Annotated in this window: 15 protein-coding genes; 5 read left to right on the forward strand and 10 right to left on the reverse strand. The window is 63.4% G+C overall.

The features are described from left to right. Positions 1-4: 4 nt before the first annotated feature. Complete coding sequence (locus CK220_RS20510; RefSeq protein ID WP_095813264.1) at positions 5-1,162, reverse strand: sulfite oxidase; 1,158 nt, start codon at positions 1,160-1,162, stop codon at positions 5-7. 468 nt (positions 1,163-1,630) lie between these two features. On the opposite strand from CK220_RS20510, the gene CK220_RS20515 reads away from it, so the two are divergent. After that, complete coding sequence (locus CK220_RS20515) at positions 1,631-2,689, forward strand: aminopeptidase (protein WP_095813265.1); 1,059 nt, start codon at positions 1,631-1,633, stop codon at positions 2,687-2,689. A gap of 230 nt (positions 2,690-2,919) precedes the next feature. Here the strand turns inward: CK220_RS20515 and CK220_RS20520 are convergent, their stop codons facing one another. The 6 genes from CK220_RS20520 to CK220_RS20545 all read right to left on the reverse strand — a co-directional run bounded on the left by CK220_RS20520 (position 2,920) and on the right by CK220_RS20545 (position 9,310). Further along, positions 2,920-3,150, reverse strand: coding sequence for a hypothetical protein (locus CK220_RS20520; protein ID WP_095813347.1), 231 nt, complete (start codon positions 3,148-3,150; stop codon positions 2,920-2,922). Between the two features lie 104 nt (positions 3,151-3,254). Next, a complete protein-coding gene (locus CK220_RS20525) occupies positions 3,255-4,241 on the reverse strand; it encodes a substrate-binding domain-containing protein (RefSeq protein WP_095813266.1) in 987 nt (328 codons plus the stop codon). A gap of 87 nt (positions 4,242-4,328) precedes the next feature. Further along, entirely contained in the window at positions 4,329-5,399 is a 1,071-nt protein-coding gene (locus CK220_RS20530) for an ABC transporter permease (protein WP_095813267.1), read from the reverse strand. Continuing rightward, positions 5,399-6,916: a sugar ABC transporter ATP-binding protein gene (locus CK220_RS20535; protein WP_095813268.1), complete on the reverse strand. Its 1,518-nt coding sequence runs from the start codon at positions 6,914-6,916 to the stop codon at positions 5,399-5,401. The genes CK220_RS20530 and CK220_RS20535 overlap by 1 nt, the downstream gene beginning before the upstream one ends. Further along, positions 6,913-7,926 carry a LacI family DNA-binding transcriptional regulator gene (locus CK220_RS20540; protein ID WP_095813269.1) on the reverse strand — a complete coding sequence of 338 codons (1,014 nt, stop codon included), beginning with the start codon at positions 7,924-7,926 and terminating at the stop codon, positions 6,913-6,915. Before CK220_RS20540 ends, CK220_RS20535 begins: the two co-directional genes overlap by 4 nt. 157 nt (positions 7,927-8,083) lie before the next feature. Further along, positions 8,084-9,310 carry an anion transporter gene (locus CK220_RS20545; protein WP_095813270.1) on the reverse strand — a complete coding sequence of 409 codons (1,227 nt, stop codon included), beginning with the start codon at positions 9,308-9,310 and terminating at the stop codon, positions 8,084-8,086. A gap of 600 nt (positions 9,311-9,910) precedes the next feature. Between CK220_RS20545 and CK220_RS20550 the strand changes: the two genes are divergently transcribed. From CK220_RS20550 to CK220_RS20560, 3 genes are all read left to right on the forward strand, one after another. Continuing rightward, positions 9,911-10,201, forward strand: coding sequence for a hypothetical protein (locus tag CK220_RS20550; protein ID WP_095813271.1), 291 nt, complete (start codon positions 9,911-9,913; stop codon positions 10,199-10,201). Between the two features lie 92 nt (positions 10,202-10,293). Further along, the gene (locus tag CK220_RS20555) at positions 10,294-10,746 is read left to right on the forward strand and encodes a GFA family protein (RefSeq protein ID WP_095813272.1); all 453 of its coding nucleotides are present in this window, start codon (positions 10,294-10,296) and stop codon (positions 10,744-10,746) included. A gap of 561 nt (positions 10,747-11,307) precedes the next feature. Next, entirely contained in the window at positions 11,308-11,853 is a 546-nt protein-coding gene (locus tag CK220_RS20560; protein WP_095813273.1) for a hypothetical protein, read from the forward strand. 35 nt (positions 11,854-11,888) lie between these two features. Here CK220_RS20560 and CK220_RS20565 read toward each other — a convergent pair whose 3' ends face one another. Beyond that, entirely contained in the window at positions 11,889-12,158 is a 270-nt protein-coding gene (locus CK220_RS20565) for a hypothetical protein (protein ID WP_141245181.1), read from the reverse strand. Positions 12,159-12,324: 166 nt separating this feature from the next. Here CK220_RS20565 and CK220_RS20570 point away from each other — a divergent pair, with 166 nt between their 5' ends. Next, on the forward strand, positions 12,325-12,519 hold the full coding sequence (locus CK220_RS20570) for a hypothetical protein (RefSeq protein WP_095813275.1): 195 nt from the start codon (positions 12,325-12,327) through the stop codon (positions 12,517-12,519). Positions 12,520-12,644: 125 nt separating this feature from the next. On the opposite strand, the gene msrA is transcribed toward CK220_RS20570, so the two are convergent. Together msrA and CK220_RS20580 are read right to left on the reverse strand one after the other, a co-directional pair. Beyond that, positions 12,645-13,163: a peptide-methionine (S)-S-oxide reductase MsrA gene (gene msrA, locus CK220_RS20575; RefSeq protein ID WP_095813276.1), complete on the reverse strand. Its 519-nt coding sequence runs from the start codon at positions 13,161-13,163 to the stop codon at positions 12,645-12,647. A gap of 187 nt (positions 13,164-13,350) precedes the next feature. Beyond that, on the reverse strand, positions 13,351-13,602 hold the full coding sequence (locus tag CK220_RS20580) for a hypothetical protein (protein ID WP_095813277.1): 252 nt from the start codon (positions 13,600-13,602) through the stop codon (positions 13,351-13,353). Between the last annotated feature and the right edge of the window lie 40 nt (positions 13,603-13,642).

A 13,642-nucleotide genomic window follows, 5' to 3' on the forward strand; every position in this document is an offset into this window, starting at 1 on the left:
CCAGTCAGTGAATGGCGATGCGTCGCGTCACCTGACCGTTGCTTTCCCAGTAGGTATGCTTCTTGGCGATGATGGGATCGTCCATTGCGGGTTGGACCTGCCCTCCAGTACTGACCGCACGCGAGGTGACTGTGTGCTCCCCGGCGGTGGGCTTGGGCCAGTCGACGGACCATATCTTCCAAGCGAAGTCCGCCTTTTCGGTTTCGTCGATGGTCGCCGGCATCCATGGCCCGTTATCGATCTTCACCTCGACCCGCTCAATCGGCGCGCCCCAGGCCGCCCCGACGATTCGGTAATCATTGCCGATATGAGTGACCCGGGCCGGTGCAGACTTCAGGCGCGCCCGCCCGACAGAGGTTTCCACCCATACCGTCTCTCCGTTGTGCTCCTCCTCGCGCAGCGTGACGTAATCGCGTCCCATGAACTGGTTCACGAAGCGTTGGTCCCTGACTTCGATTCGCTTGAGCCATTTCACGTTCGCTATCCCGTACCAGCCCGGCGCTATCAGCCGCAGCGGGAACCCGTTATCTGCAGGCAAGGCTGTCCCGTTCATCTCGTAGCAGAGGATGTTTTTGGGGTCCAAGGCGTCGGCGAGCGACATGCTGCGCGCAAAGTTCTGCGTGAACTTGACGTCGTCGGCTCGCTTGATTTCTCCCTTATCGGTGCCCCAGAAGACAACCTCGATACCACTGTCGAGGACGCCGACCTCCTCAAGGATCGGGGCGAGCGGCGTACCTGCCCAGCGAGCATTGCCAATCCCGCCATTGAAGAACGGTAGGCCAGTATTGCCCGAACATTCGACCGTGAACGTGACTTCCTGGCGCGGTCGAGCCTTGATGTCGGCGAGCGTCAGGGCTGTCGGCTTTTTGACGGAGCCGCCGATTTCGAGCTTCCACGTGCTTTCGTCGATGACCGGCCGGTTGAAATGCGCGATTGAAAAGAACTTGTCGTTGGGCGTCACCCAGGAATCGAGATCCTCCCACACCAACTGGTTTTTGATGACTTGCGGAACCGGGTTCGGCGGCAGCTGATCGAGCCATTTGATGACTTCCTCGCCGGCCCGGGTTGGAAAGGCATAAGCAATGCGCGATTGAAAGGACGCCAGCGCTACGAGGGCTGCCCCTCCTCGAACCATGAATTCACGTCTGGGTAGGTAATGCATGATCACTTCTCCTCCAGTGAAAAGCTCAGTTCTCCTTCAGTGATAGATGCGAATAGCGACCGGGATCGCGCAAAGCAGAAGCCGGACGCGGCGGGCAATGATGAGAGCGAGTGGAACAACCCCGAGTTAGAAGAGCGCCCTAGTTGAAGCGACGTCTCCCGCTCTCAATTCGCCGGCTTATCAGGTCCGAGCCGGCGATCTTCGACTATAAGCCCTATCTGTCGTCGTGGCGAGGCCAAGGCTCGCATCGTGCTCCAAGATTGAATGCCGCCGAAGATTGGTGCGTTGGATCTTGTCAGCGGCATGGACCTGGTCGGCACCGATGTCAGCTTTGAGGCGTTGCCGATCCTGCCAAAGTCCGACCCGCGGCGCCCCACCAGGTCTTGACGAAAATCGGCGGGCCTGTTTGAGACTCGGGTAGATGGGGACATTTGCTCCACGGGGAGATGAGCAGGCGGTGGGCAGGCTGTGAGGCGCGTTTTTCGATTGCTCGCCGCTGCGATCATCGCGTCCGGCGTGACCGGGTGCACCAGCGTTTCCTATTACGCGCAGTCGCTGGAGGGCCATGTTGAGATCATGGCGGCGCGCAAAAATGTGCGGAAGCTGATCCGCGATCCTTCGACGCCTCAGGCATTGCGCGCCAAGCTGACGTCGGCCAGCGCCATACGTCGCTTTGCCACGGATGAAGTGGCGCTGCCGGAAAACAGCAGCTATCGCAGCTATGTCGACATCGGCCGGGACGCTGTAACCTTTGCCGTTTTTGCCGCGCCGCAATTCTCGCTCACGCCAATAACATGGTGCTTTCCGGTCTTCGGCTGCGTTCCCTACCGGGGTTACTTTTCCCGGAAATCGGCGGCTGAAAGCGCTGCCGAGCTGCAGCGACAGGGGCTGGACGTTTACGTCTCAGGCGTCACCGCATATTCCACGCTTGGATGGTTCAGCGACCCGCTGCTCAGCACCATGCTGCGTCAGGACGACACCTATCTCGCAAGCCTGATCTTCCATGAGCTGGCGCATCAGAAAATCTATGTGAACGGCGACTCCTCGTTCAACGAGGCTTTCGCGGTTTCGGTCGAAACCACCGGCGTCAGGAAATGGCTCCGCGCCACCGGCAATCGCGCCGGATTGCGCCGCTACGAAGCCAATCGCAAGCGCAGCGCCGATTTTCTCGGTCTGATAGCGAAAACCCGGGACGAGTTGCGGCAGGTCTTTGGAAGTCCGCGTAGCCCACAGCAGATGGCCGCTGCCAAAGCAGCCACGATCGACAGGCTGCGGATGCGCTACCGGCGCATGCGCGATACGCGTTGGGCCGGATACCGGGGCTATGACGCCTGGTTCGATAGCCCGATCAACAACGCAAAGCTCGCCGCGACTGCCGTTTATGGCGAACAGGTTCCGGCGTTTCTTCGCCTGTTCGACTTGTGCTCCGGCGACTATCCAAGGTTCTACGCCGCCGTTCGACGGATCGGGAATTTGCCCGGACCTTCGCGCGCCCAGGCGCTGAAGACTGCGGCTGCGTGCGATTGACGCTGACAGCCGGAGGGCAGCCCCGCCCTCTGCGCGATGCTGGCTTCAGCGTCATGCCAAGGAAATTTCATATGGCAGCGCCAGCCCCCACTCCGTCTCGGCTTCGCCAAGCCACCTCTCCCCCATGTGCATGCGGCCACCGCATGAGACTGCGCTAAAAAACAAAAAAAGGCCCCTTGCGGAGCCTTTGTCGCAATAGGCTTTGTCCGGTGCCCGGTCGGCGTGCGGCCCTAGCTTGAAAACGTCACGGTCACGCCGCGCTGGCGGAAATAGGCCTGCATCAGCTTGCGGCCGGCGCGGTTGTTGTGCGCCAGCTTGGCCGGCTCGAACACCACTTGTTTGAGCCCTTCCCGCGCCATCGCCGCCTTGAGCGTCGCGATATGCGCATCGATGTCGGCATTGTCCGCGCGGATCGAGGCATAGATGCTTTCGGTCGCTTCGGCCACGGTCGGTTCGCTCACTTGTGTCGTCCTTCGGTTGTTGCGCGGCGGCTTAACCGGACCTGAAAACAAAAACAAGGCCCGCATGGGGCCTTGTCGCACTCACCTCTCAGCAGAACCCTGCCCTATTTTCCCGCCAGCTGCTTGGCGTTTTCCGGCGTGATCGCGGTGGTGTCCACCGTCACGGTCGGCTCGACGGACGTCGCGCAGTCGAGCAATATCTTCTTGGCCATGTCGATCGCTTCCTTAGCGCCGGTCGGATAGGTGAAGGTCGCCGCCCAGTCGCCCTTGGCGACGGCCTCGATGCCGCCGGCCGGGCCCGGCAGGCCGTCGGTGCCGATGATCTTGACCTCTTTGCCTGCGCCCTTGGCGGCCAGCAGCGCGCCCGCCGCCATCATGTCGTTCGAGGCATAGAGCACCTTGATGTCGGGATGCGCCTGCAGCATGGCGGAAAAGGCGGTCTGGGCTTTGTCCGGAACCCAGTCGGCGGCCTGCTCGGCGACGATCTGGATTTTCGGGTTGGCTTTCACGCCTTCCTTGAAGCCGTTGAGACGCTCCACCGCCGGCGTCGAGCTCGGCAGGCCTTCCAGCACCGCCGCCTCGCCGCCATCGGGCAAAAGCTTCGAGGCCGTGTATTTGCCGGCTTCCTCGGCGATCTTGAAATTGTCGCCGCCGATGAAGGCGGTGTAGTCCTTGCCGGGGTCGCCCACCGTCTTGCGGTCGAGCTCGATCACCGGAATGCCGGCGTCCATGGCGCGCTTCACGGCCGGCGTCAGCGGGGCGGCCTCGAAGGGCGAGATCAGCAGAAGGTCGACCTTCTGGGTGATGAAATTGTCGACCTGCGAGGTCTGCGTGTTGACGTTGCCGGCGCCGTCGGCGATCTGCAGCGTGAAGCCCGGCACTTCCTTGGCCGCCGCCGTCAGCTCGTCATTGACGTGCTGGCGATAGGGCTCGGCGTTGTTGGCCTGCGAAAAGCCGATGACGAACTGGCCGTCCTTGGCGCAGGCCTTGACCATCGGCTCGGCTGCCTGGGCAGTGCCCGCTACGCACAGGCCGGCGCCCGCCAGCAGCGCGGCCCGCAGGACGCGCGATCCTCTCAGTGTGGTTCTCATACTCAGTCTCCTCCTCGTCTGGCCGAGGCCAGACCTTTGGTTGCAGTGCTAGTTTCCAGTCTTTTGGGGAATGCTGCCGCCGGCCTCCTATCGTCCCAAACCCTCGCGGCGGCGAACGAGGGATTGAAGCACTGCCGCCAGGACGATGATCGCTGCGGTCGCGAGCAACTGCATGGCGGGGGTGATGTTGTTGAGCTGAAGGATGTTGGCGAGAGCGCCGAGCATGATGGTGCCGGCGACGGTGCCGACCATCGAGCCCGCGCCGCCGAACAGGCTGGTGCCGCCGATGACGACGGCGGCAATCGCCGTCAGCTCATAGCCCATGCCGTCATTGGCGCTGCCGAAGTTGAACTGGCCGGCATGGACGATGCCGGCAAGCGCCGAGGCAAAGCCGGTGATGGCGTAGACAGAGATCTTCACCATGGACACCGGCACGCCGGAAATGCGCGCGGCGCGCTCGTTGCCGCCAACGGCATAGACATAGCGGCCGAAGCGCGTGGTGTTGAGCACGATGGTGGCTATTGCCGCAAAGATGATGAAGACGATCGTCGCCACCGGCACGGTGTTGTCGAACAGGCGCTCGCCGAGCACGGCGAACACCGGCGGTGCCAGGCCCGGTCCGTCACCATAGGAAATATTGATGTACTGATTGCCGGAGACGACCAGCGCGAGGCCCCGCGCCGCCTGCAGTCCGGCGAGCGTCACGATGAAGGGCTCGAGCCGGAAGCGTGTGGAAATCGTGCCCTGGACAATGCCGAAGACGGTGCCCATGACCAGCACGGCCAGGATGGTGGCGATGAGGCCGAAGCCGCCGGAGATCATCATGGTGGCGGTGACGACCGCGGAGAGACCGAGCACCGCGCCCACCGACAGGTCGATGCCGGCGGTGATGATGACGAAGGTCATGCCGATCGCGATGATGCCGGTCTCCGACACGGCACGCACGATGTTGGCGATGTTGTCGGGGTTGAGGAACAGGATCTCGCCATGGCGCCGGGGCGAAAAGATGACGCCGCCGATCGCCACCAGGACCAAGCCGATCAGGCTCTGGAAGCGCACGATGATGGCCAGCGGGTCGACGCGATGCTTGGACGCCGCGGGCGCCGCCGGGCTTGAAGCCGCCGTGGAGGCCGCCACCGAAATCTTCTGGTCCGACATCAGGCCTCCCTGCCGTTTGCCGCGGCAAGCACGGTGTGCTCGTCGACGCCGCCATTGAATTCCGCCACATCGCGCCCCTGGCGCAGCACCACGATCCGGTCGCAGAGCCCGATCAGCTCCGGCATCTCGCTGGAGGCGACCAGTATGCCCAGCCCCTGCGCCGCAAGGGCTCTGAGGCGCGCATAGATCTCGCCCTTGGCGCCGACATCGACGCCGCGCGTCGGCTCATCGAGCAGCAACAGCCGCGGGTTGCCGAGGATCTCCTTCGCCAGCACCACCTTCTGCTGGTTGCCGCCCGAAAGCGCGCCGACGGCGATGTCCGGATTCTTTGGGCGGATGTCGAACTGGCCGAAGGATTGCCGCACGGCCTCCGCCTGGCGGCGCGGCGACATCAGCCCGGCCGGCGAGATGCGGCGGATCACCGACATGACCAGATTGAGGCCGACCGCCATCCTGAGCATAAGGCCGCTGCCGCGCCGGTCGTCGGTGACAAAGGCGATTCCGGCCTTGCGCGCCGCGTTGATCGACTCGAGCTTCACCGGTCTGCCGTCGACAGCGAGCTCGCCCTGCCAGCGGCCGGCAAGGCCGGTGCCGTAGAGCGCGGAGAGCAGCTCGGTGCGCCCCGCCCCCATGATGCCGGCAAGGCCAACGATCTCGCCTTCCCTGACCTCGAGCGAGATGCCGTTCGGCGGCTGCCAGCCGGCGCTTTCGCGGGTGAGCCGAAAGCTGGCATCCTTCAATCTGAGCAGGGTTTTGCCGGCGCTCTTCGCGCGTTCGGGGTAAAGCTCGTCCAGCGGCCGCCCGACCAGGAGGCGCACCAGTTCGGCCTGCGGCGCGTGCGGCTCGGTGATACCGGCGACGCGGCCGTCGCGCATCACCGTGACGCGATCGGCGATATCAGGCACTTCCTCCAGCCGGTGCGAGATATAGACGATGCCGACGCCGGTGGCGGCGAGCTTGCGCATGATGTCGAACAGGCGCTCGACCTCGCCGACGGTGAGTGCCGCCGTCGGCTCGTCCATGATCAGCACGCGCGACGCATAGGACAGCGCCTTGACGATCGCCACCACCTGGCGCTGGCCGATGGAGAGATCGGCCACCAGCCGCGCCGGGTCGATGGCGAGCTCGATCGCTTCCAGCCGCCGTTTCGCCTCGCGGCGCATAGCCGGCACGTCAAGCATGCCGCCCGGCCGCATCAATTCGCGGCCAAGGAAGAGATTCGCCGCGACGTCGAGCGAGGGCACGAGGTCCAGTTCCTGGAAGATGGTGGCGATGCCGGCCGCTTGCGCCTCGCGCGGATTGTTGAACCGGACCGGCTTGCCGTCGATCCGGATCTCGCCCTCGTCCGGCGTGTGGACGCCCGACAGAAGATTCATCAGCGTCGACTTGCCGGCGCCGTTCTCGCCGAGCAGTGCGTGGATCTCGCCGGCCTTCAAGTCGAAATCGACGCCGCGCAGCGCCTGTACGCCGCCGAAGCGCTTTACGGCGCCGGTGACGGAAAGCAGCGGCGCGCTCATGCAGGCCTCGTTTGGGCCGGCCTCGCGCAGGATTGGCGGGCCTGGAGCGTCGCCTGAAGGCGCACGGCGCGGGGTGCGGCAACGTTGTTGGCGATGCGCTCGCTGAGCAGCGCCGCCGCCTGCCGGCCGATCTCCGTGCAAGGCTGCTCGACCAGCGTCAGCCTGGGCTCGAAGCAGTCGGCCCATTCGAAGTCGTCGAAGCCGACCAGCGAGAGGTCGCGCGGGATCGAAAGACCCTTCTCGCGGATGGCGCGGACTGCCCCGATCGTTGTCATGTTGTTGCCGGTGACCAATGCGGTGGGCGGTGTCGGCAGCGACAGGATCGCATGCGTCGACGCGGTGGCGCTCGCCGTGTCGACATTCTCCGGCGAGACATAGTGCGGCAGGCATTCAAGTCCGTTGGCGGCGAGCGAGGCACCGAAGGCTTCGACACGCTCGCGCGTGGTGGCGAGCCCCGGCTGGCCGGCGATGTAGCCGATGCGCCTGTGGCCGAAGGAGGCGACGTGATCGATCAGCGCCCGCATCGCGGTCTCGTTCTCGACGCCGATCTGATCGAAGCGGTCGTCGGCGAAGCGGTCGATCAGGACGCAGGGAACACTCTTGTCCGCGAGATAAGCGATCGCGCGCTCGGGCGAGCCGGACGGCGCTAGGATGACGCCGTCGACGCGGCGCTGGTGGAAGGCACGCACCACCTGAAGCTCGCGGTCGGGGTCTTCTTGTGTATCCGACAGGAACACCATGAGGCCGAGGCGCGCGCATTCGGCTTCGACCGCGCAGATGATGTCGGTGAAATAAGGGTTGGAGATCGCCGAGATGGCGAGCCCGACGCTGTTGGTCGACGCGACTTTCAACGACCGCGCCAATTCGTTGGGCTGGTAGCCCATGGCGGCGATGGCGTCGTTAATGAGCTGCGCCTTCTCGGGCGAGACGAAGCGCGTGCGGTTGACGACATGCGAGACGGTCGAAACCGAGACGCCGGCGCGGCGCGCGACCTCAGCCATTGTCGGCATAACGGCTCTTACGGAGTGCCCGCAAGCGCTCCTCCCTTAGACGCGTTTCCCGTCCGTTCTTCGACGGATCAGCCAGACAATAGAGCGATCGAAACGTTTGCGCAATCGATTCGATAGATGTCAGCGATAGATTTTTTTGGGGGCGGAAAGTCTAAAATCAGGAGGTGAAAGCCAGCCAGGCCGTGCCGGCAAGAAGCGTCAGCAAGGTGAGCGGCAAACCAACCTTGAAGAAAGCTGCGAAAGACAGCTCCTTGCCCGCCGCCCTCGCCTGCTCCGCGACGATGAGGTTGGCGACTGAGCCGAGCAGCGTGAAATTGCCGGCGAGCGTCGAGCTCATCGCCACGATCAGCCAGGCGCGCTGGGGGTTTTCGAGGCCCGGGATGAAGGGCCTCAGCGCCAGCACCGCGGGCACGTTGCTCATGATGTTGGAAAGCACTGCGGTGAAGCCGGAGAGCCGCCACACATCGTCGAGGCCCATATTCTTCGCCCAGGCGATCATTTCGGGGGTGAGCAGGACGCGCTCGGCGCCCGCCACGACGACGAACAGTCCGGCGAACATGAAGAGCAGCGGGCCGTCTATCTCACGGTAGATGCGGTGCGGCTTGATCGCGCGGGTGACGAGCAGGAAAGCGCCGGCAATGAGCGCCGCCTTGGCGACGGGCACGCCGGCGAAGAAGGCGATCGCCAGCACCACGCAGACGATGGTCGCCTTCAGCACCTGTCCCGGCAGCATGCGGCCGCGATAGACCTCTGGGCTGAGCTCGGCGGGGCGAGAGAATTCGCCGCGGTAGACGATGCGAACGATGACGATGACGGCGACAAGGCCGAACAGCGCCACCGGCGCGAGCGCCGCCGTGAAGTCCGGATAGGAAATGCCCGAGAGCGCGCCGATCACCATGTTCTGCGGGTTGCCGGTGATGGTGGCTACGCTGCCGCAGTTGGAGGCCGTGCAGGTGGCGATCAGATATGGCACCGGGTTGCGCCGGATAACGCGGGTGACGTGGACGACGATCGGCGCCATCACCAGGCAGATCGCGTCATTGACCAGGAAGGCCGAAAGCACACCGGTCAGAAGCGTGACCATGACGAGCAGCATGAAGGGCGCGTGCGCATGCTCAATGGCGAAGCCGCCGAGCGCGCGGAACGCTCCCGACACCTTCAGATGCGCGACCACGATCATCATGCCCAGCAAAAGCGTGATCGTGTCGAAATTGATGGCGCGGTACGCATCCTCCATGCCGATCGCGCCGATGGCGATCATGGCGGCGCCGCCGAGCAGCGCGATGCCGGCGCGATCCAGCCTGAAGCCCGGAATGCGCCCGACCGCAACGCCGGCATAGGTAGCTACCAGGATGAAAAGCGCACCCGCGCCGGTCCATGTCATTGCCGGAAGATCCCGTTGCCTGCCATCGCCCGGCGGAATCTGCTCGGGCGCTTTTTGCCAGAGGAGCTTTAGCAAGGGCAGCGCAAAGGGGAAGCGTCGAGGGATGAAACTTTCGTCATCCGTCCGGGGCTTTTATATCTCGGATAGCTAATGTAATGTCTTGCGAAAAACAGGGCCGACAATCCAGTCGTTGGGGACTAAATGGATGAACGCGGTCGTTGAAGCGGAGCATCGCGTCTCGCCAAACGAGAATCTGATGCCCTCGGCGGAATGCCGGCGCTGCCATGGCGCCAGGAAAGTTTTCATTTGCGCCCGCTGGGTCGCCTCCAACGGCCATTGCTGCCCGGAAGGAACGCACCGGCTGAGCTGTCCGGGACACAGTGTGATCTGCCTGGAATGCGGCGGACACGGAGGCCAGAATGCCTGACCGGGTTCTTACCGACGTCGCGCTGACCGCCGCCTCGCCGTCCGTCCGAGCGCGACAAGGCCGGTCGCGCAGACAACCTCATCGGCGTCGTCTTGCTGCTCAAAAGCCTTGCGGTGTTCCGGCAGCGAGCCATATTCGTACCGCAAAAGCCATCACTGAAAGCTGGCGCCTCCATGAAAAGCCTTACGACCGCCCTTGTTGCCGGCACGATATTATGGACCGCGGGCGCCGCCGATGCGCGGCCCGACACACGCGCCATGACCTGCGGCGAGACGCAGGCGCTGATCCAGCGCCGGCATGCCGCGGTGCTGACTACAGGGGCCAATACTTATGATCGTTTCGTGCGCCAATTCGGCAATGAGTGCGACTGGCCGGAAGTCCCGATGTCGGTCTCGGTTCCGACCCGTGACGGTCCATGCCGCGTCTACCGCTGCGAGGAACCGGTCTTCGACTTCCCCGGTTGAGCGACGTTGCGACCGCGGTGCGGAACAGTTGAGGCAGCATGCGAATTGTAGCGGATGGTGACACCAATGTCCCGGCTGCAGGAGGAACGGCCATGTCCAACGATGTCATGCGTAGCGGCAGCTGCCTATGCGGCGGTGTCCAGTTCCGGGTGGCCGGCGAGCCGCTGAGGGTCGGACTTTGCCATTGCAAGGACTGCCGCAAGACCAGCGGATCGGCGTATCAGGCCTTTGCCATATGGCCGCGTGAGGCATTCGAATGCGAGGGTATCACCAGCACCTATGGCGGGCGAAGCTTCTGTCCAACCTGCGGCAGCCGCTTGCCGTCGGTCCGCGAGGACGAGGCCGAGGTGATGATCGGCAGCCTGGATGTCGTGCCGACGGAAGGGCTGGAGCCCAGCTACGAATTGTGGATCGGCCGACGCGAGCAGTGGTTGCATCCTCTGCCCGAGGCGCGCCAATTCGAGCATGACCGGACCGTCGCTGAGTCGGCGGCCGATGATGGCGAGCCGGAGGCCGGGCGGGAGCCGTATCGCAAATCAGCCTAAATGCCGAGTGACAGTAAGCCTTAAGTCGCAGAGAAAGGGGGGATGGGTGCAGCGAGCCGGCAAATATGCCCTGAAATGGCCGGCGCTGACAGCGAGGGCCTTGTCTTCTTCTGGAAGTCGGGCATTTTCAACCAACGGTCGGTTTGCCGGCGCGGCAGCGGCCGCTAGCATCCCCGGCGCGGCGAAACCTTTTTGGAGGCCGCTTCGGCCGGCGCGGCTCAGGCAACAGACCAGCATTGCCGCGCCGGCCTTAAAAGATGGATAGAATGTCCAGCATCGGCGTCGCGTCCGGGCGAATACAACTTTTGAGGCTGTCTTAAATTCGAAAGCTTCCTTCTCGCGTAAACTGTTCGGATTCAGCTGCGACAGGGAAATGAAAATTGTTTCGCCGAGAGAACATTTTTCACTATCCGTATTTCTGATGATGCTAACTACGGCCAAGCTATGCAAGCAAGCGGTACGCCCAATGATTTTCCTGCCTTGTAGAAAAACCCACCTTTGTTTCTCTTTGGTTTTGCGACATAGTACTGGCGAATCTTGAAACCGAACGGGGCGGTTTTCATGACACTGGCGCCTCAACGCGGCCGCAACGTGCATATGCGGTATCCACCGATCGACGGGTTTTGGACCTGGGACATCAAGCGCGACCGCGTCTATGGGGACGCGAATCTGTCCGCTTATTTCGACCTGACGCTCGAGGAGTTCTCGCACGGCGCGCCGCTGGAACGGTCTATGCAAAGCATAGAGCGGGACGATCGGCCGCGGGTTCGGCTGGCGATCCGCAAGGCGATCGAGCGCAGGTCAGGTTTCCGCGAGGTTTACAAGGTCCGCTCGGAAAAGATGGGGCTGCGCAAGATCCTTGCCGTCGGCCAGTGCTATGTCGATGACATGGGCGAGGCAGCGCTCTATCCCGGCTGGTTCATCGACCTGACGCAGGATGCCGCGGGCGAGGATCACTCGCTGCGCGAAATCCATGACCATGTCGAGCAGGCCAGGGAAATCGCGCAGTCGATCGGGCACGACATGCTTTCCTACCTGCTGGACAACATCCAGGAAGAGATCCAGCAAAGGCTTGGCGAGAAATCGAGGAGGCGCAAATCGTCCTGAGGCGATCCTTGTCGGTTTCTCGGCCGGGTTCCGGGCTAGCTTCTGGGCGGAAGCCTGCCGCGCCTGCCGATCTCGGCCGCCACCAAGCGCGCGAAATGCGAGTGGGGCGAGCGGCGCTCGATAAGCTTGGCCCGCTCGAGGGCGGCGTCGCCATAGAATTCGATCAGCACATTGGCGGCCTTGACGGCATCGGCCTGCAGCCTGCCGAGATCGACCTGTCCGCTCCCGCTCGCGGGCTCGCTCCTGGCAATCACGTCAAGCATGGCTTGCAGCTTGTCGGGAGTGCTGCCCTCGTCTTCGTGCATGGTCGCCATCCGATTGGGGGCGTAAAATATCGACATTTTCGCGCGATGTGCAACAACTTCATTGATCGAGCGCAGGTGCAACCGGGCGCAGCCTGGCCGCGAGTGAGACGCCAACCTTCGTACAAGTATAGTGAGCCAAACTTCCACGCAGACATTGGGGGCACCGATGGACCAGCCGAGCAAAATGGAAAACCTGCAGTTTGCGCAGGGGATCTTGCGCGAGCTTCGCCAGAAGGCTGAGGCCGATGGCGAAAAGCTTCTGACCTATCTCATCGACATGGCTTACCTTGAAGCCAGCGACCGCATCCGAGCCCATTGGATCGGCGGCCACGAAAACGAGAACCGCCGAGCCAAGGGCTGAGGTCACTGTTCCAGCCGGAGCCTGCCGGGAGGTGCGAGCTTGCGCCCGGAACGCAAAAAGCCCGCCATGCCTGTCGGCACGGCGGGCGTGATCCTGAATGAAGGGCTGACACACAGCCCTCTTTTTTATGATGCGGCGGCCTTTTCGCGGACGGGAAGCTTCCAGCCCGGCCGGACGAAATGGCAGGTGTAGCCGTTGGGATAGCGCTCCAGATAATCCTGATGTTCAGGCTCGGCCTGCCAGAAGGGACCGGCCGGAGCGAGCTCGGTGACGACCTTGCCTGGCCAGAGACCTGAGGCGTCGACATCGGCGATGGTGTCTTCGGCCACCCGCTTCTGCTCGTCGCTGGTGTAGAAGATCGCCGAGCGGTAGCTCATGCCGACATCGTTGCCCTGACGGTTCCTGGTCGTCGGATCGTGGATCTGGAAGAAAAACTCGAGCAGCGTGCGGAAACTGGTCTTGGCCGGATCGAAGACGATCTCGATCGCCTCGGCATGGGTGCCGTGATTGCGGTAGGTTGCGTTCGGCACGTCGCCGCCGCTGTAGCCGACACGGGTGGAGATCACGCCTGGGAAGCGGCGGATCAGATCCTGCATGCCCCAGAAGCAACCGCCGGCAAGGACCGCGCGTTCGGAAGAAGCCATGTCAAACCTCCTTTGGATTTCTCCATAAGTGGGGATTGTGGCCTGCTTCTTCCAGCCGCTCAAGCGGCTGGGAAAGGCGCCTGGAAAGGGGCGACTGGCAGGGAACGCAACCGAACGCGGCGCCCGGGTCTACGCCGATTGCTCGCCGGTCGGGCAAACCGGCGAGCCTCGGAGCTGAGCGCCAGCTTCACTTGGGCCCTTTATCGCCTTTGCCGTTGTCGCCGCCGCCATTGTTGCCCCGGCCGGGATTGCCCCGGTCATGGCCATGGCTCTCACCACCCAGGCAGTTGGCGTCGCCGACGCCGCAGCAGCGGCCGGCCCAAAGCTTGTTGGTCGGCGTGTTGTCGCATTCGTAGATCTGCTGGCCGGCCATCGCGGATCCACCCAGGGTGGATACGGCCAAGGCGGCGAGAAGCGCGTTGCGAAGGATTGCAGGCATCGAAAATCTCCATGGATACACGGGTGTTCATTTGCACCGA

This window comes from Mesorhizobium sp. WSM3860 (assembly GCF_002294995.1).
Lineage (GTDB): Bacteria > Pseudomonadota > Alphaproteobacteria > Rhizobiales > Rhizobiaceae > Mesorhizobium.